We start from the raw sequence: 22,411 nt of genomic DNA, 5'->3' as shown, positions 1-22,411 counted from the left end.
AAAGTTGTCCACAGGTGGGGGAGTTCGTCGTACAAATCCATCGTACGAGGCAAAGCGGAAGTGAGGGTTCGGAACCCGACCGTCCCGGAGTCGGGACTTCTCCCGTGTGCAGCGGGTAACGTCGGGGCGTGCCCGCCGACCCCCTGCACCGCGCCAAAATGCCACAGCGCAGCACGACGAGCCAGCCGCCCAGCAGCTCGAGGACGAGCCCGATCGAGGTTCGCAGAAGCGCCCGTCGACGTCGGACGGTCTCCGCGTACCGCGAGGGCGATCGCACCATCGTGCTCATCCCCGCCCGGATGTCCGAGGCCGAGGAGCAACGCTGGGTGAGGGTCATGCTCGACAAGCTCGCCGCGCAGGAGAGCAGGCGGGTACCGGGCGACGCCGAGCTGGCGGAGCGCGCGCAGCGGCTGTCGGACCAGTGCTTCGACGGCCGGGCCCGGCCCACCTCGGTCCGCTGGGTGACCAACCAGAACACCCGCTGGGGCTCGTGCACTCCGGCCGAGGGCAGCATCCGGCTCTCGCACCGCCTGAAGGGGATGCCGGAGTACGTCATCGACTACGTGCTCGCCCATGAGCTGGCGCATCTGTTGGTCCCGGGGCACGGCCCCGACTTCTGGCGGCTGCTGGAGGCCTACCCGCGCACCGAGCGGGCCCGCGGCTATCTCGAGGGTGTCGTCGCCGCCGAGCGGCTGCCCCATCTGCCGGGCGCGCGCGGAGAGTAGTTCTTCCGGCACCCCGCGCGCCGGTTGTGTACCGGGTCTGTACCGACATCGTGCGTTGTCGGACTTTGCCGTTAGCCTGACGCGACGCACTCGCAATCGGGATGGGGGACGGTCGTTACGCATGCCCAGGGAATTCCAGCGCGGCCACAAGGCCAGGATCAGTGACCTCACGGCGGGCACCGATCTGTACGTAGGCGTGCAGATCTCCGCCCCCGGCCTGTCCTTCGACATCAGCTGCTTCGGTCTGGACGCCGACGAGCGGCTCTCGGACGACCGGTACTTCGTCTTCTTCAACCAGCCGAAGTCCCCCGAGGAGTCCGTCCAGCTCCTGGGTGCCCAGGCGGGTGACACGGAGTCCTTCCGCATCACCCTGGACCGGATCCCGGCTCAGATCCAGAAGCTGTCCTTCACGGCGACCATCGACGGCGCCGGCCAGATGTCGCAGATCGCCCCCGGGTATCTCCGCATCGTCGCGGGCGGAGAGGAGGTGGCCCGGTACGCCTTCAGCGGCTCGGAGTTCACCACCGAGCGCGCCGTGATGCTGGGCGACTTCTACCTGAAGGACGTCTGGCGGTTCGCGGCCGTCGGACAGGGCTTCGACGGCGGTCTGGAGGCGCTGCTGAAGAACTTCGGCGGCGAGGTGGCGGAGGAGGAGGCGCCTGCCGCGCCGCCGCAGCCACAGACCGGTGCCGCCCCCGGCTTCGCCCCGCCCGCGTTCGCCGCCCCGTCGGCCCCGGCGCCCGCGACGGTTCCGGCCCCGGCGCCCGCACCGCAGCCGCAGCCCGCCGCGCAGGGCTTCGCGCCGCCGCCCGGAGCGACTCCGCCGCCCGCCCCGGCGCCCGCGCCCTCGGTGCACGGCGCGCCGACCATCGTCGCGCCCATGACCCCGCCCGGCGGAGTCCAGGTGCCGCCTCCGGCCCCGGCCCCCGCGCCGTACGGCCAGCCGCCCCAGCAGCAGCCCTACGGCCAGCCCGCCGCCCCGATGCCGCCCGGCTACGGCCAGCCCCAGGCACCGCAGGCCCCCGTGCCGCCCGGCTACGGCCAGCAGACGCCGCCCCCAGGCTACGGTCAGCAGCCCCCCTTCGGGCAGGCCCCCGCCCAGCAGGCGTACGGCGTCCCGCAGGGCGCGCCCCAGGGCGGTGCCGGTGTGGCCGCGGCGCTCCAGCAGTTCAAGGAGACGCCCACCGGACAGCGCTGGACGCAGCAGAACAAGAAGCTGGTCCGCGTCGACCTCGGCATCGGTGGCCAGCCCGTGCTCGCCCGGCAGGGCAGCATGGTGCTCTATCAGGGCAAGGTCGACTTCAGCTACAAGGGCGCGGGCTTCGCCGGCCGGATCGTGGGCAACGCGACCGGCCAGGAGATGCAGCTGATGCGCTGCACCGGCCAGGGCCAGGTGTTCCTCGCCGACAACTCCACGATGCTGCACCCCATCGAGCTCCAGGGCGACGGCATCTGCGTCTCCGCCGAGAACGTCCTCGCGTTCGACGAGAGCCTCCAGTACGAGGTCCGCCGCATCGAGGGGCACGGCATTCCCGGCGGCGCCCTGTTCACCATGCAGTTCACCGGCACCGGCACCATCGTCGTGAAGACGCACGGTGTGCCTGTCGTCCTGCCGGTCACGCCCACCACCTTCGCCGACTGCAACGCCGTCGTCGCCTGGTCGGCCGCCTCCCAGGTGGTCGTCTCCAGCCAGGTGCGGATGCGCCGCAACGCCTACCCCGGCGACACCGGCGAGAGCGTCAACCTCCAGTTCCGGGGCGCGCCCGGCAACTTCATCGTCGTCCAGCCGTACGAGGTCTGAGGGAGCCCGTCATGAACCAGCCGCTCGCGGGCTATGCCCCCGCACCCGTCACCGCCCGCATGGAGAACCACGGCAACCACATGCTGAAGGTCGCCATGCAGACCGGGAACGACCTTCTCGCGCGCGTGGGCTCGATGGTCGCCTACGAGGGCTTCGTCCAGTACGAGCCCAACCCGCCTGCCGTGCGCCAGATCGCGCGCGACTGGATGACCGGCGAGGGCGCGCCCCTGATGAAGTGCTCCGGCGACGGCCTGCTGTACCTCGCCGACTACGGCGCCAACGTCGTCGTGATCAACCTCAACGGCGACGGCATCTCCGTCAACGCCACCAACCTGCTCGCCTTCGACGCGCACCTCACCTGGGGCGTCGAGCGGGTGAAGGGTCTGGCGAAGTTCGCCGGTCAGGGCCTGTGGAACACCAAGATCTCCGGGCAGGGCTGGGTCGCGCTGACCTCCCGGGGCAAGCCGATCGTCGTCGATTGCGGTGGCGGCGAGGACGAGACGTACGTCGACCCGGACGCGCTCGTCGCCTGGTCCCCGAACCTCAAGGTGAAGGGCAAGCGCAGCTTCAAGGCGCAGTCCCTGATCGGCCGGGGCAGCGGTGAGGCCTACCAGATGGCCTTCTCCGGCCAGGGCATCGTCGTCGTCCAGCCCAGTGAGGACAGCACCGACCGCCTCCGGATCCGGGGCTGAGGGGGAGCCAGAAACGCCATGCAGAGCTCACTTTTCGCGCACAACGACTCGCAGACCCAGGAGCGTTGGAGCCTCCAGAACAAGCAGATGCTCCGCGTCACCCTGGAGGGCCACGACGACATCCTGGCCCGCAAGGGCACGATGGTCGCCTACCAGGGCCTCGTCGAGTTCGACGCCGAGTACCAGGCCGGGGGTCAGGCACGCGCGCGTGCGCGTACCGGCGAGGGCCTGGACCTGATGCGCTGCCACGGACAGGGCACGGTCTACCTCGCCAACCTCAAGCAGCACGTCCACCTCGTGGACGTGGAGCAGGACGGCCTGACCGTCGACAGCAGCTATGTGCTGGCCATGGACTCCTCGCTGCACCACGAGGTCATCGCCGTCGACAGCCTCTACGGCATCTCCGGCTCCGGGAAGTACCAGCTCAACATCACCGGCCGCGGCCGGGTCGCCCTGATGACCTCGGGCGCGCCGCTGATGATGCAGGTCACGCCCGACAAGTACGTCAACTGCGACGCCGACGCCATCGTGGCCTGGTCCACCGGGCTGCGGGTGCAGATGCAGGCCCAGACGCACTCCTCCGGGGTGTGGCGCCGGCGCGGCAACACGGGTGAGGGCTGGGAGCTGAGCTTCATGGGCACCGGTTTCGCGCTCGTGCAGCCCAGCGAGCTGCTGCCGCCGCAGAACGCCCAGATCGGCTCCGGGGTGGCCGCGCAGTACGGGATGGGACAGCAGGGCGCCCGGGGGCAGAACCAGGGCAACGTCTGGAGCTGACCGTCCGGAAAGCAGACGTAAGGGGCGACCGTCCAGGTGGTCGCCCCTTACCCATGCCCCGGAACGGACACGGGGTGCTCAGACCGCGAGCCTCGCACGGGTCGCCTCCAGCAGGCGTACGACCGAGTCGTCCGCCACCTCCGGGACCTCGGCGTAGGCGAACCAGCGCAGGTCGAGGGACTCGTCGCTGATCGCCTCCACGGCACCGGCCGGGGCGAGCGCCGCGTACTGGACGTCGAGGTGCCAGGCGCACGGCGTGTGGTGCCGGTCCAGGCGCACCGGGCCGCCGGGCAGCAGGCTGAGCCCCGGGATGCCCGACTCCTCCGTGGCCTCGCGCAGGGCGGCCACGGCCAGCGTCTCGTCGGCCGGCTCGCAGTGGCCGCCCATCTGCAGCCACATCCGGATCTTCTTGTGGAGCGTGAGCAGCACCCGCCCGCGTGACGGGTCGATCACCAGCGCGCTCGCCGTGACATGCCCGTCGCCGCAGGCCTTCCACATGCCGTCCGGGTGGGCCTCGAGGTGGTCCAGATAGGCCTGGCGCAGCTCGTCCTGGCCCTCGTAGCGCTTCAGTACGAGGACCGCGTCGTCGTGGAGGCTCACTCGGTGTCGTCGCCCTTGTCGTCGTCCTTCTTCAGGTTCGGCTTCCCGGCGGAGCCGCTGCCGCCGGCCGCCTCGCCGAGCATCTTGTCCAGCTCGGAGAAGTCCATGTGCTCGCGGTGCACGAAGCCGTCCGGGTCGTCCAGGTCGGAGGCCGTCGGCAGCATGTCCGGGTGGGCCCACAGGGCGTCCCGGCCGTCGACCCCGCGCGCGTCCGTCAGCGATGCCCACAGCCGGGAGGCGTCGCGCAGCCGGCGCGGACGCAGCTCCAGGCCGATCAGCGTGGCGAACGTCTGCTCCGCCGGACCGCCCGAGGCGCGGCGGCGGCGCAGCGTCTCGCGCAGCGCGTCCGCGGACGCCAGGCGCGGCTTCGCGGCGGCGTGGACCACCGCGTCCACCCAGCCCTCGACCAGCGCCAGGGCCGTCTCCAGACGGGCCAGGGCGACCTTCTGCTCCGGGGTGTCCTCCGGCTGGAACATACCCTGCTGAAGGGCGTCCTGAAGCTGCTCGGGGTTCTGCGGGTCGAACTGGCCGACCACGTCCTCCAGCTTGGCCGTGTCGACCTTGATCCCGCGCGCGTAGCCGTCGACCGCCCCGAACAGGTGCGAGCGCAGCCACGGGACGTGCGCGAACAGGCGCTGATGGGCGGCCTCGCGCAGCGCGAGGTACAGCCGCACCTCGTCCTTCGAAACGCCGAGGTCCTTGCCGAACGTCTCGATGTTCACCGGCAGCAGCGCGGCCCGGCCGGCCGGACCGAGCGGCAGACCGATGTCGGTCGAGCCGACGACCTCACCCGCCAGCACCCCCACGGCCTGGCCGATCTGTGAGCCGAACATCGCGCCGCCCATGGAGCGCATCATGCCGATCAGCGGGCCGGCCATGGCCTGCATCTCCTCCGGCAGGACGTCGCCCATGGCCGCGCCGACGCGCTCGGCCACCGGGTCGACCAGCTCCTTCCACGCGGGCAGGGTCGCCTCGACCCACTCCGCGCGCGACCAGGCCACGGCCGAGCCGGCGCCGGACGGCAGGGACGTCGCGTCGTCCAGCCACAGGTCGGCCAGGCGGACGGCCTCCTCGACCGCGGTGCGCTCGGCGGGACCGACGGACGCGTCCTTCACACCGTCGGACGTGCCCTGGGAGACCGTCTGGCGGGCGATCTGCTTGGCCATGTCCCAGTTCACCGGACCGCCCTCGTAGGAGAGCATCTGGCCCAGCTGCTGGAACGCGGCGCCCAGGTCGGTGGGGTTCAGCGAACCGAACATGGCCGCGAGCGGATTGTCCGCGCCGGGGGCGCCGAAGCCTCCGGCTCCGGGCATCCCGCCGAAACCGAACGGGTTGGCCGGTCCCTGACCACCACCGCTCTGCTGGTCCTTCTTCTTGCCCTCGTCGCCGTCTTCCGGCTCCTCCGGCGGAAGGCCGAATCCGAATGGGGTGTCACTCACGGGGTTCCTCGGCTGGTAAGGCCACCGGTTCTCGTCCGGCGGCGCGGCTGCCCTGCAACACCACCCAGCGTAGACACCCCGGGGCTCGATCGGGCCTCGGTGCTTCGCCGACTCTTGGCCTGCGGCAGGATGGATGCCACCTGGTACGTACGCGTCACTCGCGCTCGTATGCCAAGACAACCGCTGGAGACACCTGGTGAGTTCCCCAGATCCGCAGGTTCGCGCAGCGCGAAACCACTCAACCCCCGCCGGTGCGCGCGGGCCCGTCGTCGCCGTGACCGGCGCCGCGACCGGGGTCGGCGCCCTGCTCACCGAGCGGCTCGCCGCGTCGGAGGAGGTCAAGCAGGTCATCGCGATCGACGAGCGGCGTGGTGAGTGCGACGCGGCACAGTGGCACATCCTCGACGTCCGCGACCCTGCGATCGCCGACAAGCTCCGTGGGGCGGACGTCGTCGTCCATCTCGCGCTCGATCTCGACCTGGGGAGTGACGCCGCCGCCCGGACGGCCTACAACGTGCGCGGGACGCAGACCGTGCTGACCGCGGCCGCGGCGGCCGGGGTGCACCGCGTGGTGCTGTGCACCTCCGCGATGGTCTACGGCGCGCTGCCGGACAACGAGCTGCCGCTCTCGGAGGACGCGGAGCTGCGGGCCACGGCCGAGGCGACGGGCGTCGGGGACCTGCTGGAGATCGAACGGCTGGCCCGCCGGGCACCGCGGGCGCACCCCGGGCTGAACGTCACCGTCGTACGGCCGGCGGTGCTGGTGGGAGGCACGGACACGGCGCTGACCCGGTACTTCGAGTCGCCCCGGCTGCTGGTGGTGGCCGGGTCGCGGCCGGCCTGGCAGTTCTGCCACGTCGAGGACCTGTGCAGTGCGCTGGAGTACGCCGTCCTGGAGAAGGTCGACGGCGAGCTGACCGTCGGCTGCGACGGGTGGCTGGAGCAGGAGGAGGTCGAGGAGCTGAGCGGGATCCGGCGGATGGAGCTGCCGTCCGCGGTGGCGCTCGGCGCGGCGGCCCGGCTGCACCGGATCGGGCTGACGCCGTCTCCGGCGGGGGACCTCGCCTACACGATGTATCCGTGGGTGGTGAGCGGGTCGCGGCTGCACGACGCGGGGTGGCGGGCGCAGTGGACCAACGAGGAGGTGCTCGCGGAACTGCTGGAGGAGGTGGCCGGGCGGCACACGGTGGCCGGACGGCGGCTGGGCCGCAAGGACGCGACCGCGGCGGGGGCCGCGGGGGCGACGGTCGCCCTGCTGGGAGCGGCGGCCGTGGTGCGCAGGGCCCGGAAGGCCCGGCGGCGCTGAGCGACGGGCGGGGCGGGCGGCCGGACGGTCGCCCCCGCCGCCTCCGTTCCCGGGGCGCAGCCCCTCCTCGTCCCGTTCCCCGTCCCCGTTCCCCGGGGTGCGGCCCGGACCTGTAGGACGCTCCAAGCCCGCACACGCGTGTGCCGGGCGATCACGCTGTTCCCCGTGGTCCCGCGCGTGCGGCACGATGGGGGTATGGCAGTCACCAACGATCATCCCGGCGAGCAGGGCACCCAGAACCCCCTGAAGCTGATCGCCGTCCGGGACACGGCGCTCTCCCTGGACGAGGTCTTCGGAGCCGTCGGGGACGACGCGGCCGGCGGGACGGCGCTGTTCGTGGGGACCGTGCGCAACCACGACGGGGGTGCCGACGTCGACTCGCTCGGGTACTCCTGCCACCCCAGCGCCGAGGCGGAGATGCGGCGGATCGCGGAGAAGGTGGTCGCCGCGTACCCGGTGCGGGCGCTCGCGGCCGTGCACCGGGTCGGGGATCTGAGGGTGGGCGACCTCGCGGTGATCGTCGCCGTGTCGTGTCCGCACCGGGGTGAGGCCTTCGAGGCCTGCCGGAAGCTGATCGACGACCTCAAGCACGAGGTGCCGATCTGGAAGCACCAGCGGTTCTCCGACGGGACCGAGGAGTGGGTCGGGGCCTGCTGAGGACCGCCCGCCGAGATCTGCCCCCGACCTGTCCGTGGCTCCGGTTGCGTAACCGGCCCCCTGCCGTGAGCGTTGTCAGTGCGGATGGTTAATCTGCTGATCAGTCAGTTGCGGTATGGGGTTGGGAGGTCGGCATGGGTGCGCTCGCCTGGTTGCTGATTCCGCTTGTGGCTGCTGTCGGTGCCGGCCTGTGGGGGAGCTGGGCCAACCGCACCCGGAAGGCGCGCAGCGACGGACCCGAGCTGGACGGGTACGCGCGGTTCCGTGCCGCCATGGAGAGGCCCGCCGTCGTGCAGCGGCCGGCCGCCAGGGAGGAGTCCCCCTCGGGGACCTGACCCGGGACCTGCCCCGGGCCCGACGCGGGGCTGACCCGGACCTGCCCCCGGACCTGCCCCGGGCGGCCCTGCCCCGGGTGGTGGCCCTGACGGTGCGCTGACAGAAGCGTCCCGTACTGTCGAGTCATGCCACGCCGCACCGCGACGATGCTCGCCTCCACCCTGATGCTGATCGCGCTCCTGTGCGCGGGGGTGCTGATCCCCGTGCCGTACTCGGAGATGTCTCCGGGGCCGACGGTGAACACGCTGGGGGAGCACGACGGCGAGCCGGTGCTGCAGATCTCGGGGCGCAAGACCTACACGGCCGACGGTCACCTGAACATGACCACTGTGCGGGTCACCAGCGCGGACTACCGGATGAACCTCGTCGAGGCCGTGTACGGCTGGCTGGCACACGACAACAAGGTCGTGCCGCACGACACGCTGTACCCCGACGGCAAGACCGAGGAGCAGTCCACCCAGGAGAACGCCGAGGAGTTCAGCCAGTCCCAGGAGAGCGCCAAGGTCGCCGCCCTGAAGGAACTGGACATTCCGGTGACGTCCTGGGTGATCGTCTCGACCGTGGTGAAGGACTCCCCGGCGGAGGGCAAGCTGCACGCCGGCGATGTGATCAAGGCCGTGGACGGTACGGCGGTCAAGGAGCCGGGCGACGTCGCCGAGCTGGTGACGAAGCACAAGCCGGGGCAGGACGTGGTCTTCACGATCGTCCCGGCCAAGGAGCAGGCCGCCGCCGAGAAGGCGAACCGGACCGCGACGAAGACGCAGGACGTCGCCATCAGGACCGCGACCTCCGACGACACCGGTGAGAAGCGGGCCATCGTCGGGATCTCCGCCGGGACCGATCACACGTTCCCGTTCACCATCGACATCAAGCTCGCCGACGTCGGCGGCCCCAGCGCCGGTCTGATGTTCGCCCTCGGGATCTACGACAAGCTCACCCCGGGCAGCCTCACCGGCGGCACGTTCGTCGCCGGCACGGGGACCATCGACGACGACGGCAAGGTCGGGCCGATCGGCGGCGTCGAGATGAAGACGGTCGGCGCGCGCAGCCAGGGCGCCCAGTACTTCCTGACCCCGAAGGACAACTGCGCGGCCGCCGCCAAGGACACCCCGGCGGGGCTCAGGCTCGTCAAGGTGGACACCATCGACGACGCCCTCGCCGCGCTCCAGGACATCCGCAGCGGCGACACCGCCGACCTGCCGAAGTGCACGAAGTAGCCGGGACGACCGTTCCGCGAAGGGCGCCTACGCCTCGGAGGGCCCCCACTCCGCGAAGGGCGCCTACTCCTCGAAGGTCGCCGACAGCGCCTGCGCCAGGCCCGGGACCAGGCTCGCGCCCGTGAGGACCTCCGTCGGGGCGTCCTTCTCGCGCAGCCGCAGAGCGGACTCGCGGGTGCCGTCACGCAGTACCGCGACCGTCATCCGGACCTCCTGGCGGTCCGGGTGGGCGGCCACCCACTGGGTGAGCTTCGCGTCGCTCAGGCCCTGCGGGACCTGGGCCTCGGCGGACGGAGGCAGCATCAGCCGCTCCACGGTGAGCGCGCAGCCGACGACCGCGTCGGGCCAGGCGATCGTGGCCAGGAACTCGTCGAGCGGCTTGTCCGTTGGCACTTCGTCCTGCTCGATCGGAGTGAGACCGGTGGTCTCTGGCTCGTCCTCCAGGCCGAGCTGGGCCGCGAGCGAGGGTTCCTGAGCCCGCAGCCGTGCGGTGTCTACGAGGGCGAAAAGGCGTGCGGGCTGGTCCCAGCCGAGGCCGGAGGCGTACTCGTCGATCTCGAGCACGGCCCGGGTGAGCGGGTTCGCCGCCATGGGAGTGTTGGACATGGTCACAATCCTCTCTCGTTCCTGGCCGGAATCGGGAACCGAGTAAACGGTGAGTAAGTTGCATAGGTGTGGGCCCACGATCACGGGGGGCCACTCACGGTCCACGAACACGCGGGCCTGACGGATCAACAGCGACTTTCGAGGTGCGCACCTTGGCTTTCCAGATGCCGGACCGCGGCGGAGGCCCGACAGGGCCGCGGATCAGAGTGGGCCGCCCGTCCCGGCGGGTCAGGACCCTGCTCATGACACTGGGCGTCCTTGCCGTACTCGGCATGGCGTTCACCATGTTCGCCGGGTTCTGGACGGACTGGCTCTGGTACCGGTCGGTGAACTACTCGTCGGTGTTCACCACCATGCTGTGGACCAAGATCGGGCTGTTCTCCGTCTTCGGCCTGCTGATGGCCCTCGCGGTCGGCTTCAACATCTGGCTGGCCCACCGGCTGCGGCCGCCGCTGAGCGCGATGTCCGCCGAGCAGCAGAGCCTCGACCGCTACCGCATGGGGATCGCGCCCTACAAGCGGTGGCTGCTGTTCGGCATCACCGCGCTGGTGGGCCTGATCGCCGGCGCCTCGGCGGCCGGCCAGTGGCGGACCTGGCTGATGTGGGTCAACGGCGTCTCCTTCGGACAGAAGGACCCGCAGTTCCACCTCGACGTGTCGTTCTTCGCCTTCGACCTGCCCTGGTACCGGTTCCTGCTCGGCTTCGGCTTCGCCGCCACGATCCTCTCCCTGATCGCCGCCGCGCTCACCCACTACCTGTACGGCGGCCTGCGCGTCACCAGCCCCGGAGCGCGCGCCACGGCCGCGGCGACCGGACACCTGTCGGTGCTGCTGGGCATCTTCGTCGCGCTGAAGGCGGTCGCCTACTGGCTCGACCGCTACGGCCTCGCAGTGAAGTCCAGCGACTTCAAGGCGACGGACAACTGGACGGGCCTGAGGTACGTCGACGCCAACGCCTATCTGCCGGCCAAGACGATCCTGTTCTGCATCGCCGTCATCTGCGCCCTGCTGTTCTTCGCCACCCTGTGGCGGCGCACCTGGCAGCTGCCGGTGATCGGCTTCGGCCTGATGGTCCTCTCGGCGATCCTGATCGGCGGGCTGTACCCGGCGATCGTGCAGAAGTTCCAGGTCCAGCCGAACGAGCAGGCCAAGGAAGCCCCGTACGTCGAGAAGAACCTCAAGGCGACGCGTGAGGCGTACGGCATCGACGGCGCGCAGGTCACCGAGTACTCGGGCACCAGCCCCACCGAGGACAAGACGCAGCTGCGCGACGACGTCGACGCCACCGCGAGCATCCGCGTCCTGGACCCGAACATCGTCTCGCCGACGTTCCAGCAGCTCCAGCAGATGCGGAAGTACTACGCGTTCCCGACCAACCTGGACGTGGACCGCTACACCGTGGAAGGCACCGACCAGGACACGGTCATCGGTCTGCGCGAGCTGAACCTCGCGGGCGTCGACAAGCAGAACTGGATCAACAACCACTTCCGCTACACCCACGGCTACGGCGTGGTCGCCGCCAAGGGCACCACGGCCGACGCCGACGGCCGCCCGGCCTTCACCGAGTCCAACCTGCCCTCCGAGGGTGTCCTCGGGAACTACGAGCAGCGGGTCTACTACGGCGAGAAGACGACCACGTACTCGATCGTCGGCGGTCCCCAGAAGGAGATCGACTACTCCGACGACCAGGGCGAGAAGACCACCAGTTACACGGGCAAGAGCGGCGTCAACCTCTCCAACCCGGTCAACCGGGCCGCGTACGCGGTGGCGTTCGGCGAGCCGCAGATCCTGTACTCCGGCGCGATCGGCGACGGTTCGCGGATTCTGTACAACCGCACGCCGAAGGACCGCGTCGAGGCGGTCGCCCCGTGGCTGACCATCGACGGCGACGCCTACCCGGCCGTGGTCGACGGCAAGATCCAGTGGATCGTCGACGCGTACACGACGACGAACGGCTACCCGTACGCGTCCCGTACGACCCTCGGCGACACCACCGCCGACTCGCTGACCGCGACCAACGACAACCGCGCGGTGGTGGCCCAGCAGAACCAGGTCAACTACATCCGCAACTCGGTGAAGGCGACCGTCGACGCGTACACGGGTGAGGTCAAGCTCTTCCAGTGGGACACCGAGGACCCGGTCCTGAAGACCTGGATGAAGGCGTTCCCGGACACGGTGGAGCCGAAGGCCGACATCTCCCCCTCGCTGATGGCCCATCTCCGGTACCCGCAGGACCTGTTCAAGGTCCAGCGCGAACTGCTCACCCGCTACCACGTGAAGGACGCCACGACGTTCCTCAGCGGCAGCGAGGTGTGGCAGGTGCCGGACGACCCGACGAACAAGTCGGGTGACGCGGTGCCGCCGTACTACCTGAGCATGAAGATGCCCGACCAGAAGGCGCAGGCGTTCTCGCTGACGACGACGTTCACGCCCAACGGCCGGGACAACCTCAGCGCGTTCATGGCGGTCGACTCCGAGGCGGGCACGGCCGACTACGGCAAGATCAGAGTCCTCAAACTGCCGACGAGTACGACCGTCGACGGACCCAAACAGGTCCAGAGCCAGTTCAACTCCGAACAGGCCATCGCCGAATCGATCAGGCTGCTGAGAGGCGGCGACTCGGAGGTCGAGTACGGCAACCTGCTGACGGTGCCCCTCGACGGCGGACTGCTCTACGTCGAACCGGTCTACGTGCGCGGTGGGGGACTCCAGTACCCGCTGCTGCGCAAGGTGTTGGTGACCTACGGAGGCAACACCGCCTTCGAGGACACCCTCGACCAGGCCCTCGACAAGGTCTTCGGCGCGACGGCCACGACCCCGCCCGCAGACGACGGGGGCGACGACGGCGGTGGCACCACCACACCACCACCGACGTCCACCAACCCCACGGTCCAGGAGGCGCTGGACGACGCGCAGAAGGCCTTCACCGCCGGCCAGGAAGCCCTGAAGAAGGGTGACTGGGAGGCGTACGGCAAGGCGCAGGACGACCTTGAGGCCGCGCTCAAGCGGGCCGAGGACGCGCAGGCGGCGGCGGGCAAGAACGGCGACAAGGCCAGTAGCACGCCGAGTCCGAGCAACTCCGCCAGCCCGTCGGCCACTCCCAGTCCGACCGGCGGTACCGCCGACGGCTGATCAACACCGTCCCGCGTCGTGGTACAGTTGTTTCACACGGCGCGGGGTGGAGCAGCTCGGTAGCTCGCTGGGCTCATAACCCAGAGGTCGCAGGTTCAAATCCTGTCCCCGCTACTGAAAACGAAGGCCCGGATCCAGAAACGGATCCGGGCCTTCGTGGTGTGCGAACGCATGTGCCGTGGTGGCGGACCGCCGCGCCGCTGTGGGGAGTTGAAGGAGTTGTGTTTGACTTGTCTCTCTGTGGGCATGTCGACAAAACGCTGAAGTGACCTCACGGGCTGCGGTATACCAGGTGTACCCGGGTTGCAGGTGGTGCGACGATGGACGTTATGGGGGACAAGGCAACTCTGTTCGAGACAGGGCGGTTTGTGCAGCCTTCCGGTAAGGAAGCGACCCCGGACCAGGGCCGGGACGAGGCGGCGGAGTCCGTCGAGACGGTGGACATGGTCGAAACAGTCGAAATGGCTGAAACGTCTGAAACGGTCGAATCGGTTGACGCTGTCGAATCGGCTGGATCGGTCGGGACGGGCGAGACGGTCGAGACCGGGGAGGCCGTCGAGGAGATGCGGCTGCGGCTCGCGGCCGAGTCCGGCGACGCCGAGGCGACCAGCGTCCTCGGGGCCATGCTGCTGCGCCGCGGCGACCTCGACGGGGCCGAGCCCCATCTGCGGGCCGCCACCGCGGCAGGCGACCGGGCCGCGGCCAACAACCTGGGTGTCCTCCTGCACCAGCGCGGCTACCCCGACGAGGCCGCCGGATGGTGGCGGGTCGCCGCCGTCGCCGGCTCCGCCGCGGCCGGGCACGCGCTCGGCCGCCACCACCGTGAGCGCGGCGACGAACCCGCGGCCGAGTACTGGCTGCGCCAGTCCGCCGAGCAGGGCCACGCGCTGGGCGCCTACGCCCTCGCCGACCTGCTGGAACACCGCGGTGACCGCGGTGCCGAACACTGGATGCGGGCCGCCGCCGAGCGCGGGCACCGCGAGGCGGCGTACCGGCTGGCACGGGCGCTCGAACACCAGGACAACCCGGAGGCCCGGGCCGCCTCACCGGTCGAGGGCGACCCCGACAACGGTGTCTCCAGGCAGGCGGAGGCCGAGCAGTGGTACCGGCAGGCCGCCGCGCGCGGGCACCGGCGGGCCGCGCTGCACCTCGGCGCGATCCTGGAGCGGCGCGGCGCGCTCAAGGAGGCCGGGCGCTGGTACCTGACCTCGGCCAAGGACGGCGAGGCGCGGGCCGCCTGCGCGCTCGGCTTCCTGCTGCGCGACGCCGGCGACACCGAGAACGCCGCCATCTGGTGGCTGCGGGCCGCACAGGACGGCGACGGCAACGCGGCGAACGCGCTGGGCGCGCTGCACGCCGAGCGCGGCCAGACCCAGACCGCCGAGCGCTGGTACCGGGCCGCGATGGACGCCGGTGACGACAACGGCGCCTACAACCTCGCGCTGCTCAGCGCCGAGCAGGGCCGCACCGCGCAGGCCGAGCAGTGGTACCGGCGGGCGGCCTACGCCGGGCACCGGGAGGCGGCCAACGCGCTCGCCGTCCTGCTGCTCCAGGTCGGGGACACGGCCGGTGCCGAGCCGTGGTTCTCCAAGGCCGCGGAGGCGGGCAGCGTCGACGCCGCGTTCAACCTGGGCATCCTGTTCGCCGGGCGGGGCGAGGAGACGGTCGCGCTGCGCTGGTACGAGCGGGCAGCCGCCGCCGGACACACCGAGGCGGCGCTCCAGGTCGGGATCGCCCGGCTGCGGGACGGCGACGAGCGGGAGGCCGAGCGGCATCTGCGGTGCGCCGCGGGCGGGGGCAGCGCGGAGGCGGCGTACCGGCTGGCGGCCGTGCTCGACGCGCGCCGGCCGCCGCAGCCCGCGCACGAGCTGGGCGAGATCGTGCACGAGAAGACCGAGTGCGAGGAGTGGTACGAGCGGGCGGCCACGCAGGGGCACCGACGGGCCCAGGTGCGGGTCGGGATGCTGGCCGCGGCGCGGGGTGACGTGGTGGAGGCGGCACGGTGGTACCGCACGGCCGCCACGGCCGGGTCGCGCAACGGTGCCTTCAATCTGGGGCTGCTGCTGGCGAGGGAGGGCAGCGAGCCCGAGGCGGTGGTGTGGTGGACCCGGGCCGCAGACGACGGGCACGGGCGGGCGGCGCTCCGGCTCGCCCTGGTCTACGCGCGTCGCGGTGAGCTGGCGGAAGGGAAACGGTGGGCGGACCGGGCGGTGTCGCTGGGGCCGGGAGAGGTCGCGGAGCGGGCGGCGCGGCTGCGGGACGCGCTGCGGGAGGAGCTGTCGGCCTGACGGCGCCCGGGTGCCGCTCCAGCGGTACGGACGGCCCGCAGGCCGTGCCGCCCCCCAGGCTGTTCGCGCCGCAGGTCGCAGGGCTGTCGCAGGGCTGTCGCAGGGCTCACAGGTATTGATTTGCTTCCGCCCTCCTCCTTCACGTAACGTTGCATTCATCGACGCGGGGTGGAGCAGCTCGGTAGCTCGCTGGGCTCATAACCCAGAGGTCGCAGGTTCAAATCCTGTCCCCGCTACTGAAGGCCGAGGGCCGGAATCCGAAAGGGTTCCGGCCCTCGGTTTTTTCGTCGACCAGGACGCGTGGGCCACGGCACACCGACCGTCGGCACACCGACCGCAACGCGAAGCCCCGGCGCCCGCAAGGGGCACCGGGGCTTCGGAGCTGAGCGAAGCGCTACGCCGCCGCGCAGGTGGGGCAGGTGCCGCGGTACGTCACCTCGACGCCTGAGACGGAGAAGCCGAAGCGCTCCGAGGCGGGGAGGTCCGCCAGCGGGTTGCCGGTCGGGTGGACGTCGCGGATCGCGCCGCACCGGGCGCACACCAGGTGGTGGTGCGGACGGTGGGCGTTGGGGTCGTACCGCTTGGCGCGCTTGTCCGTGGCGACCTCGAGCACCTCGCCGAGGGAGACCAGCTCGCCGAGCGTGTTGTACACCGTCGCCCGGGAGATCTCGGGCAGCTTGGCGACCGCCCTGGCGTGCACCTCGTCGGCCGTCAGGTGGACGTGATCGCCGTCGAGGACCTCGGCCACGACGCGTCGCTGCGCGGTCATCCGCCAGCCGCGTCCGCGCAGGCGTTCCAGAAGGTCACTCATGCGCACCAGCCTAACAGCAGGGGGGAACAGAACCCGATCAGGTGTGATTTTGGAGATGTACTCGACTTGGACTGTGTCCATTGTAGGATCGGGCTTGGCTCTGGCCAAGGTTCATACCCGCTGTCGGGCGGTGTCAGGCGGGGATGTGCTGCCGGGCCGGTACCCAGCAGCGGATGATGTCGCGGACCGAGACGATCCCGGCCGGTTCGCCCCGGTCCAGGACGATCAGATGCCGGAAGCCGCCGTGGGCCATGGCGCGGGCCGCCTCCTCCAGGGTCCAGGTCGGCGCGGCGAAGACCACGTTGTTGGTGGTGTGGGCGTGGGTCCGCTCGGTGTCCGGGTCCTGACCCAGGCCGACGGAGTTGAGGATGTCCCGCTCGGTGAGGATGCCTATGCCGCCGGCGTCCGGATCGAGGACGACGGCGGCGCCGACATGACGCGCGGACATCAGGGCGGCTGCCTGGCGGAGGGTGTGGGCGGGGCCGATGGTGAGAACCACCGTGCTCATGGCGTCGCGGACGAGCATGGGCTGGAACACCTCCTACGGATCCATGGGACTAGTTCATGGATTCACAAGTTCACAAGTGGGGGTGTTGTCAGCGTCCCAGGTAAAGCCAGGGTCAACAAGAGGGCGCGCGTGGCCAATTGAGGGCGTGCGCGCTCATCTGTGGGCGTCAGCGGCGCCCGTCGAGATACCCCAGGAGCTCGTCGTGCAGCAGCCCGTTCGACGCGGCCGCGTCACCGCTGTGCGGGCCCGGGCGGCCGTCGAGTCCGGTGAAGGTGCCGCCGGCCTCCGTCACGACGATCGCGTTGGCCGCCATGTCCCAGAGGGACAGCTCGGGCTCGGCGCAGAAGTCGATGGAACCCTCGGCGACCATCATGTACGGCCAGAAGTCGCCGTACGCGCGCGTGCGCCACACCTCGCGGGTCAGGTCGAGGAAACCGCGCAGCCGGCCGCGCTCCTCCCAGCCGGAGAGCGAGGAGTACGCGAACGAGGCGTCGGAGAGGTTCGCCACGCGTGAGACGTGCAGCCGGGAGGCGGAGGAGAGGCTGCGCCCGGAGTAGGCGCCGTGGCCCTTGGCGGCCCACCAGCGGCGGCCCAGGGCCGGTGCCGAGACCAGACCGACGACCGGCTGGTAGCCGCCCTCACCGGCCTCCATCAGGGAGATGAGGGTCGCCCAGACCGGGACGCCACGGACGTAGTTCTTGGTGCCGTCGATCGGGTCGATCACCCAGCGACGAGGTCCCGTGCCCTCGAGGCCGTACTCCTCGCCGAGGATCGCGTCCCGGGGGCGGGCGCGCTGGAGCTGGCCGCGGATCAGTTCCTCGGCGGCCTTGTCGGCCTCGCTCACCGGGGTCATGTCCGGTTTGGTCTCGACCTTGAGGTCGAGGGCCTTGAAGCGGTCCATGGTCGCGGCGTCGGCGGCGTCCGCGAGGACGTGCGCGAGACGGAGGTCGTCGAGGTAGTCCGGCATGGGACGAACGGTATCCGGCGGGGGTCGGACGGGGCCACAGGGGACCAGGGTGCGGACGATGCGCGCGGCCGACTGCTTCCGCGCACCCTTGACAGTGCCCCCTTGCGCGTCAAACCTGTCAGCAAGCCGCTCGCCCCGGGAGGCGATGATGCCTGCAGCGCGGGAATCCCTACTGGACGCCGCCTTCGCGGCGCTTGCCGAGCGGCCGTGGTCCGCGGTGCGGATGGTGGACGTCGCCGTGACGGCCGGGGTGTCCCGGCAGACCCTCTACAACGAGTTCGGCAGCAAGGAGGGCCTGGCCAGGGCGCTGGTGCGGCGGGAGGCCGACGGGTATCTCGCCGGCGCCGAGCGTGCCCTGGCGGTCCCCGGCGACGTGCGCGAGCGCCTCACCGCCACCGCCGAGTGGACCGTCTCCGTCGCCCGCGACAACGTGCTGGTACGGGCCGTGCTCACCGGCTGCTGGAGCGAGCGCCTGCCGTCCCCGACGCTCTCCGCGGTGCCGTCCTCCTCCGCCGTCCCGGCGCAGCGGCGGGCGGACGGCCCACTGCCCTCGCCCGGCGACCTCCTGGCGGCCGTCCGTGACCGGGCCGTCGCCGCGCTCGGCGGTCCCGGCGCGGCCCGCGCGGACATGACCGAGCTGGCGCGCTCCTGCGAACTCGCCGTCCGCCTCGCCCTGTCCTGCGTCGCGGCGCCACCGCCCGGGGAGGACGGGGTGGCGGACCTGGTGCGGTGCGCGTTGCAGCGCCAGAACACGCACGGGAACACGCACCAGAACACCCACCAGAACACGCAGTAGCGGGTAGCGGCATGCGGCCTAGTGCGTCGACCCCGACAGCTGGAGCCCGATCACTCCTATGATCACCAGGCTGATCGAGACGATCTTCAGGACGGACACCAGGTCGCCCAGGAAGATCATTCCGTAGATCGCGGTGCCCGCCGCGCCGATGCCGGTCCATACGGCGTACGCCGGGCCGACGTCGAGTTTCTTCAGGGAGAGGGTCAGCAGGCCGAAGCTGCCGAGGGCGAAGATGCAGAAGGCGATCGTCGGCCAGAGCCGGGTGAAGCCGTGCGAGAGCTTCAGGCAGACGGCGAAGCCGGTCTCGAGCAGTCCCGCGACGATGACCAGCAGCCACGCCATGTGCTGTCCTCCCGTGTGTGCGGCTCGGTGCGATTATGCACTTACCGGACTCAGCACCCCACAAACAACGCGGAGGTCAGCCCCCTCCTCCGTCACCTGCTCAGCCCGGTTCCCCGGTCGCCTCAGTCCCCGTCCGTCCGTTCCCGCGTGGCCAGCAGCCGCCGCAGCGAGTACAGCCGCGCCGGGTCCGCGTGGCCCTCGGCCACCCACGCGTCCAGCGCGCAGTCCTGCTCGTCGTGACTGCACGCGCGCGGGCAGTTCACCGTCCCCGGCTCCAGGTCGGGGAAGGCGTGGATCACCCGGGACGGGTCGATGTGGGCGAGGCCGAACGACCGTACGCCCGGAGTGTCGATCACCCAGTCGTCGGTGCCGTCGAGGGGCAGGGCGAGAGCCGAGGTCGTGGTGTGCCGGCCCCGGCCGGTCACCGCGTTGACATGACCCGTCAGCCGGCGCCTGTCCTGCGGGACCAGCGCGTTGACGAGGGTGGTCTTGCCGACGCCGGAGTGGCCGACGAACGCCGTGATCCGCCCGGCCAGGTGCTCGCGCACCCGGTCCGCCGCGTCGCCGTTCTCCAGCTCCTCGCGGCTGGTGACGACGTACGGGATGTCGAGGTGGCCGTACAGCTCCAGCAACTTGTCCGGCGACGCCAGGTCCGACTTCGTCATGACCAGCAGCGGGGTCAGACCGCCGTCGAACGCCGCGACCAGACAGCGGTCGATCAGGCGCGGGCGGGGCTCGGGGTCGGCGAGGGCGGTGACGACGGCGAGCTGGTCGGCGTTGGCGACCACCACCCGCTCGTACGGGTCGTCGTCGTCCGCGGTGCGGCGCAGCACCGAGGTGCGCTCCTCGATGCGGACGATCCGGGCGAGGGTGTCCTTCTTGCCGGACAGGTCGCCGACGATCGCCACCCGGTCGCCGACGATCGCCGCCTTGCGGCCCAGTTCGCGGGCCTTCATCGCCATCACGACGCGGTCGTCGACCAGACAGGTCAGCCGGCCCCGGTCGACGGTGAGGACCATGCCCTCGGCGGCGTCCTCGTGCTTGGGCCGGATGTGGCTGCGAGGCCGGTTGCCCTTGCGGTTCGGGCGGCTGCGGATGTCGTCCTCGTCGGTGTGCTTGCCGTAGCGGCGCATGGCTAACGTCCCTGAACCCCGAGCATCCCGGTCCACAGGTCGGGGAAGTCCGGCAGTGTCTTCGCCGTGGTCGCCACGTTCTCGATCTGCACGCCCTCCACGGTCAGGCCGATGATCGCGCCGGCCGTCGCCATGCGGTGGTCGTCGTAGGTGTGGAAGATCCCGCCGTGCAGCCGGCGCGGACGGATGTGCAGGCCGTCGGCCGTCTCCGTCACGTCCCCGCCCAGCTCGTTGATCTCCTTGGTCAGCGCCGCCAGGCGGTCCGTCTCGTGCAGCCGCAGGTGCGCGACGCCGCGCAGGGTGGACGGGGAGTCGGCGAGGGCGGCGACGGCCGCGATGCCCGGGGTCAGCTCGCCGACGTCGCTGAGGTCGACGTCGACACCGTGGACCGAGCCCGAGCCGGTGAACACCAGCCCGTAGTCGGTCAGCTCGCAGGAGCCGCCCATCTCGGTGAAGATCTCGCGCAGCCGGTCACCCGGCTGGGTGGTGCGGGCCGGCCAGTCGGGCACGGTCACCCTGCCGCCCGTCACCAGCGCCGCCGCCAGGAACGGCTGGGCGTTGGACAGGTCCGGCTCGATCGTCAGGTCCCGGCCCAGCAGCGCGCCCGGGGTGACCCGCCAGACGTTCGGCTCGCCGCCCGACTCCGGGGTGTCCACCTGGGCACCGACCGCGCGCAGCATGTCCACGGTCATCCGGATGTGCGGTACGGAGGGGAGCGTGGCGCCCGTGTGGCGGACCTCCACGCCCTGGTTGAACCGGGGGCCGGAGAGCAGCAGCGCCGACACGAACTGGGACGACGACGAGGCGTCGATCTCCACCGGGCCGCCGTCCAGCGCGCCCACGCCGTGCACGGTCAGGGGCAGCGCGCCCCGGCCGTCGTCGTCGATCCGGGCACCGAGGACGCGCAGCGCGTCGATGACACCGTGCAGGGGACGCTCGTACGAGCGAGGGTCGCCGTCGAACCGGACCGGGCCGTCGGCCAGCGCGGCGACCGGCGGCAGGAACCGCATGACCGTGCCCGCGTTGCCGACGTCGACCGCGGCCGGGCCGTGCAGCCCCGCCGGGAGCACGCGCCAGGCCTCGCCGGTGCCGTCGGGGCCCACGCCCTCCTCGATGCCGATGCCCATCGCGCGCAGGGCCTCCGCCATCAGCAGGGTGTCCCGGGAACGGAGCGGGCGACGCAGCCAGCCGGGTTCGGAGGCGAGGGCGGCGAGGACGAGGGCGCGGTTGGTGACCGACTTCGACCCCGGAACGTGGACCGTCGCGTCGACGGCCTCGCTCACGGTGGGGGCGGGCCAGAGGGCGGTGTGGGCCGGGTTCACGGGCATGCGTTCACTTTAGTCTTACGCCGTGGTTCGGGTGCGGCGGCGTTGGGGCTGGTCGCACCCCCGGGAGTGGCGCCCTTGAGAGCCGCGCCCCGAGCGTCCGCCCCGGAGAGTCGCGCCCCTGGCCAGCGGGGCGGGCTCACAGCCCGAGCAGCCAGCGCCCCCCGCCCATCAGCGAGCACAGGCTCACCGCGTGGAACAGGAACAGCCACAGCCCCGCCGGTACGTGCGTCAGCCGTGACAGCTGGTCCGCGTCCGAGTCGCCCGCCCCGCCCCGGGTCCGCTTCAGCTGGAGCTCGAAGGCCGGGCGTACCCCACCCAGCAGCAGGAACCACACCACCGCGTACGCGAACGCCGCCTGCACCTGGGGGCCCGCCAGCCAGGAGACCAGCAGGAACGTGCCCCCCGTGAGGACCACCGTGAGCGCCCCGTACGCGTTGCGGATCATCACCAGCATCGCCACCAGCAGGGCCGTGGCCAGCCACAGCAGCAGGGTGATGCGGCCGGCGCCGAGGAGGGCCGCGCCGCCCAGGCCGAGGAGCGGGGGAGCGGTGTAGCCGGCCGCCGCCGTGAGGATCATGCCGAGGCCGTACGGCTTGCCGCGGCTGACGGTCAGACCGCTGGTGTCGGAGTGCAGCCGGATGCCGGTGAGCTGGCGGCCGGTCAGCAGGGCGATCAGGCCGTGGCCGCCCTCGTGGGCGATGGTGATGGCGTTGCGGGATATTCGCCACAGGGTGTGCGGGACGACGACGGCGAGCGCGGCGACCGCGGTGGCGATCACCACCCACAGGTCGGGGTCGGACTGGGTGCCGACGAGACGGTCCCACAGGTCGGGCAGCGCTAGGGCGGCGGTGCTCTCCATGTTCGGTGGTGGCTCCCTCTCGTTGAGTACAGGGGTGTCGGCGCGGGGCGCCGTCTTTCGGGGGGTGGTGGCCGGGTGACGGGTGGGCCTGGCAG

The 22,411-nt window shown here is 71.3% G+C and carries 21 protein-coding genes and 2 tRNA genes; 13 read left to right on the top strand and 10 right to left on the bottom strand.

Going from position 1 to position 22,411, the window contains the following annotated elements; translation table 11 throughout:
• Window positions 1-128 precede the first annotated feature (128 nt).
• From ACZ6D7_RS10445 to ACZ6D7_RS10430, 4 genes are all read left to right on the top strand, one after another.
• Complete coding sequence (locus tag ACZ6D7_RS10445; protein WP_469486677.1) at window positions 129-725, top strand: M48 metallopeptidase family protein; 597 nt, start codon at window positions 129-131, stop codon at window positions 723-725.
• Between the two features lie 121 nt (window positions 726-846).
• Window positions 847-2,526: a TerD family protein gene (locus ACZ6D7_RS10440; RefSeq protein WP_469486674.1), complete on the top strand. Its 1,680-nt coding sequence runs from the start codon at window positions 847-849 to the stop codon at window positions 2,524-2,526.
• A gap of 11 nt (window positions 2,527-2,537) precedes the next feature.
• Entirely contained in the window at window positions 2,538-3,218 is a 681-nt protein-coding gene (locus tag ACZ6D7_RS10435) for an AIM24 family protein (protein WP_390661150.1), read from the top strand.
• Between the two features lie 18 nt (window positions 3,219-3,236).
• Complete coding sequence (locus ACZ6D7_RS10430) at window positions 3,237-3,992, top strand: AIM24 family protein (protein ID WP_469486670.1); 756 nt, start codon at window positions 3,237-3,239, stop codon at window positions 3,990-3,992.
• Between the two features lie 78 nt (window positions 3,993-4,070).
• On the opposite strand, the gene ACZ6D7_RS10425 is transcribed toward ACZ6D7_RS10430, so the two are convergent.
• Window positions 4,071-4,592, bottom strand: a complete 522-nt coding sequence (locus tag ACZ6D7_RS10425) for an NUDIX hydrolase (protein WP_469486667.1) — start codon at window positions 4,590-4,592, stop codon at window positions 4,071-4,073.
• Complete coding sequence (locus ACZ6D7_RS10420; protein WP_469486664.1) at window positions 4,589-6,031, bottom strand: zinc-dependent metalloprotease; 1,443 nt, start codon at window positions 6,029-6,031, stop codon at window positions 4,589-4,591. The genes ACZ6D7_RS10425 and ACZ6D7_RS10420 overlap by 4 nt, the downstream gene beginning before the upstream one ends.
• A 196-nt stretch (window positions 6,032-6,227) precedes the next feature.
• Here ACZ6D7_RS10420 and ACZ6D7_RS10415 point away from each other — a divergent pair, with 196 nt between their 5' ends.
• From ACZ6D7_RS10415 to ACZ6D7_RS10400, 4 genes are all read left to right on the top strand, one after another.
• A complete protein-coding gene (locus ACZ6D7_RS10415; protein ID WP_469486661.1) occupies window positions 6,228-7,337 on the top strand; it encodes an SDR family oxidoreductase in 1,110 nt (369 codons plus the stop codon).
• Window positions 7,338-7,532: 195 nt separating this feature from the next.
• On the top strand, window positions 7,533-7,994 hold the full coding sequence (locus tag ACZ6D7_RS10410; protein WP_469486654.1) for a molybdenum cofactor biosynthesis protein MoaE: 462 nt from the start codon (window positions 7,533-7,535) through the stop codon (window positions 7,992-7,994).
• A gap of 134 nt (window positions 7,995-8,128) precedes the next feature.
• Window positions 8,129-8,329, top strand: a complete 201-nt coding sequence (locus tag ACZ6D7_RS10405) for a hypothetical protein (protein ID WP_469486651.1) — start codon at window positions 8,129-8,131, stop codon at window positions 8,327-8,329.
• A gap of 126 nt (window positions 8,330-8,455) precedes the next feature.
• Window positions 8,456-9,547 (top strand): YlbL family protein, encoded by a 1,092-nt coding sequence (locus ACZ6D7_RS10400; RefSeq protein ID WP_469486645.1) that lies wholly within the window; start codon window positions 8,456-8,458, stop codon window positions 9,545-9,547.
• A 63-nt stretch (window positions 9,548-9,610) separates the two neighbouring features.
• Here ACZ6D7_RS10400 and ACZ6D7_RS10395 read toward each other — a convergent pair whose 3' ends face one another.
• Complete coding sequence (locus ACZ6D7_RS10395; RefSeq protein ID WP_469486642.1) at window positions 9,611-10,153, bottom strand: PPA1309 family protein; 543 nt, start codon at window positions 10,151-10,153, stop codon at window positions 9,611-9,613.
• Window positions 10,154-10,317: 164 nt separating this feature from the next.
• On the opposite strand from ACZ6D7_RS10395, the gene ACZ6D7_RS10390 reads away from it, so the two are divergent.
• The 4 genes from ACZ6D7_RS10390 to ACZ6D7_RS10375 all read left to right on the top strand — a co-directional run bounded on the left by ACZ6D7_RS10390 (window position 10,318) and on the right by ACZ6D7_RS10375 (window position 15,808).
• The gene (locus tag ACZ6D7_RS10390) at window positions 10,318-13,284 is read left to right on the top strand and encodes a UPF0182 family membrane protein (protein WP_469487920.1); all 2,967 of its coding nucleotides are present in this window, start codon (window positions 10,318-10,320) and stop codon (window positions 13,282-13,284) included.
• 40 nt (window positions 13,285-13,324) lie between these two features.
• A tRNA-Met gene (locus ACZ6D7_RS10385) sits at window positions 13,325-13,398 on the top strand.
• Window positions 13,399-13,604: 206 nt separating this feature from the next.
• The gene (locus tag ACZ6D7_RS10380; protein ID WP_469486639.1) at window positions 13,605-15,572 is read left to right on the top strand and encodes a tetratricopeptide repeat protein; all 1,968 of its coding nucleotides are present in this window, start codon (window positions 13,605-13,607) and stop codon (window positions 15,570-15,572) included.
• A 162-nt stretch (window positions 15,573-15,734) separates the two neighbouring features.
• A tRNA-Met gene (locus ACZ6D7_RS10375) sits at window positions 15,735-15,808 on the top strand.
• A 158-nt stretch (window positions 15,809-15,966) separates the two neighbouring features.
• On the opposite strand, the gene ACZ6D7_RS10370 is transcribed toward ACZ6D7_RS10375, so the two are convergent.
• The 3 genes from ACZ6D7_RS10370 to hisN form a co-directional block, all read right to left on the bottom strand.
• Window positions 15,967-16,383 carry a Fur family transcriptional regulator gene (locus ACZ6D7_RS10370; protein WP_469486636.1) on the bottom strand — a complete coding sequence of 139 codons (417 nt, stop codon included), beginning with the start codon at window positions 16,381-16,383 and terminating at the stop codon, window positions 15,967-15,969.
• 133 nt (window positions 16,384-16,516) lie between these two features.
• Window positions 16,517-16,909, bottom strand: a complete 393-nt coding sequence (locus tag ACZ6D7_RS10365) for a CBS domain-containing protein (RefSeq protein ID WP_469486633.1) — start codon at window positions 16,907-16,909, stop codon at window positions 16,517-16,519.
• 148 nt (window positions 16,910-17,057) lie between these two features.
• Window positions 17,058-17,858, bottom strand: a complete 801-nt coding sequence (gene hisN / locus ACZ6D7_RS10360; protein WP_469486630.1) for a histidinol-phosphatase — start codon at window positions 17,856-17,858, stop codon at window positions 17,058-17,060.
• 148 nt (window positions 17,859-18,006) lie between these two features.
• On the opposite strand from hisN, the gene ACZ6D7_RS10355 reads away from it, so the two are divergent.
• On the top strand, window positions 18,007-18,654 hold the full coding sequence (locus tag ACZ6D7_RS10355; RefSeq protein WP_469486626.1) for a TetR/AcrR family transcriptional regulator: 648 nt from the start codon (window positions 18,007-18,009) through the stop codon (window positions 18,652-18,654).
• Window positions 18,655-18,672: 18 nt separating this feature from the next.
• Here ACZ6D7_RS10355 and ACZ6D7_RS10350 read toward each other — a convergent pair whose 3' ends face one another.
• The 4 genes from ACZ6D7_RS10350 to ACZ6D7_RS10335 form a co-directional block, all read right to left on the bottom strand.
• Window positions 18,673-18,996: a DMT family transporter gene (locus ACZ6D7_RS10350; RefSeq protein ID WP_469486624.1), complete on the bottom strand. Its 324-nt coding sequence runs from the start codon at window positions 18,994-18,996 to the stop codon at window positions 18,673-18,675.
• A gap of 122 nt (window positions 18,997-19,118) precedes the next feature.
• Entirely contained in the window at window positions 19,119-20,129 is a 1,011-nt protein-coding gene (rsgA, locus tag ACZ6D7_RS10345) for a ribosome small subunit-dependent GTPase A (RefSeq protein WP_469486619.1), read from the bottom strand.
• 2 nt (window positions 20,130-20,131) lie between these two features.
• Window positions 20,132-21,457, bottom strand: coding sequence for a 3-phosphoshikimate 1-carboxyvinyltransferase (aroA, locus tag ACZ6D7_RS10340; protein ID WP_469486615.1), 1,326 nt, complete (start codon window positions 21,455-21,457; stop codon window positions 20,132-20,134).
• A gap of 136 nt (window positions 21,458-21,593) precedes the next feature.
• Window positions 21,594-22,316, bottom strand: a complete 723-nt coding sequence (locus ACZ6D7_RS10335) for a M50 family metallopeptidase (RefSeq protein WP_469486612.1) — start codon at window positions 22,314-22,316, stop codon at window positions 21,594-21,596.
• Window positions 22,317-22,411: the final 95 nt, after the last annotated feature.

The organism is Streptomyces sp. NPDC041784 (genome assembly GCF_055591025.1).
The sequence above is the reverse complement of the archived record's forward strand: the minus strand, read 5'-3'. Positions and strand labels throughout refer to the sequence as shown.

Bases quoted from the DNA above. Each gene is read 5' to 3' on its own strand.
- ACZ6D7_RS10370 (WP_469486636.1), bottom strand. From the start codon at position 16,383: ATGAGTGACCTTCTGGAACGCCTGCGCGGACGCGGCTGGCGGATGACC.
- ACZ6D7_RS10355 (WP_469486626.1), top strand. From the start codon at position 18,007: ATGCCTGCAGCGCGGGAATCCCTACTGGACGCCGCCTTCGCGGCGCTT.
- aroA (WP_469486615.1), bottom strand. From the start codon at position 21,457: ATGCCCGTGAACCCGGCCCACACCGCCCTCTGGCCCGCCCCCACCGTG.
- rsgA (WP_469486619.1), bottom strand. From the start codon at position 20,129: ATGCGCCGCTACGGCAAGCACACCGACGAGGACGACATCCGCAGCCGC.
- ACZ6D7_RS10440 (WP_469486674.1), top strand. From the start codon at position 847: ATGCCCAGGGAATTCCAGCGCGGCCACAAGGCCAGGATCAGTGACCTC.
- ACZ6D7_RS10380 (WP_469486639.1), top strand. From the start codon at position 13,605: ATGGACGTTATGGGGGACAAGGCAACTCTGTTCGAGACAGGGCGGTTT.
- ACZ6D7_RS10350 (WP_469486624.1), bottom strand. From the start codon at position 18,996: ATGGCGTGGCTGCTGGTCATCGTCGCGGGACTGCTCGAGACCGGCTTC.
- ACZ6D7_RS10435 (WP_390661150.1), top strand. From the start codon at position 2,538: ATGAACCAGCCGCTCGCGGGCTATGCCCCCGCACCCGTCACCGCCCGC.
- ACZ6D7_RS10405 (WP_469486651.1), top strand. From the start codon at position 8,129: ATGGGTGCGCTCGCCTGGTTGCTGATTCCGCTTGTGGCTGCTGTCGGT.
- ACZ6D7_RS10430 (WP_469486670.1), top strand. From the start codon at position 3,237: ATGCAGAGCTCACTTTTCGCGCACAACGACTCGCAGACCCAGGAGCGT.
- hisN (WP_469486630.1), bottom strand. From the start codon at position 17,858: ATGCCGGACTACCTCGACGACCTCCGTCTCGCGCACGTCCTCGCGGAC.
- ACZ6D7_RS10335 (WP_469486612.1), bottom strand. From the start codon at position 22,316: ATGGAGAGCACCGCCGCCCTAGCGCTGCCCGACCTGTGGGACCGTCTC.
- ACZ6D7_RS10410 (WP_469486654.1), top strand. From the start codon at position 7,533: ATGGCAGTCACCAACGATCATCCCGGCGAGCAGGGCACCCAGAACCCC.
- ACZ6D7_RS10400 (WP_469486645.1), top strand. From the start codon at position 8,456: ATGCCACGCCGCACCGCGACGATGCTCGCCTCCACCCTGATGCTGATC.
- ACZ6D7_RS10395 (WP_469486642.1), bottom strand. From the start codon at position 10,153: ATGTCCAACACTCCCATGGCGGCGAACCCGCTCACCCGGGCCGTGCTC.
- ACZ6D7_RS10365 (WP_469486633.1), bottom strand. From the start codon at position 16,909: ATGCTCGTCCGCGACGCCATGAGCACGGTGGTTCTCACCATCGGCCCC.
- ACZ6D7_RS10390 (WP_469487920.1), top strand. From the start codon at position 10,318: ATGCCGGACCGCGGCGGAGGCCCGACAGGGCCGCGGATCAGAGTGGGC.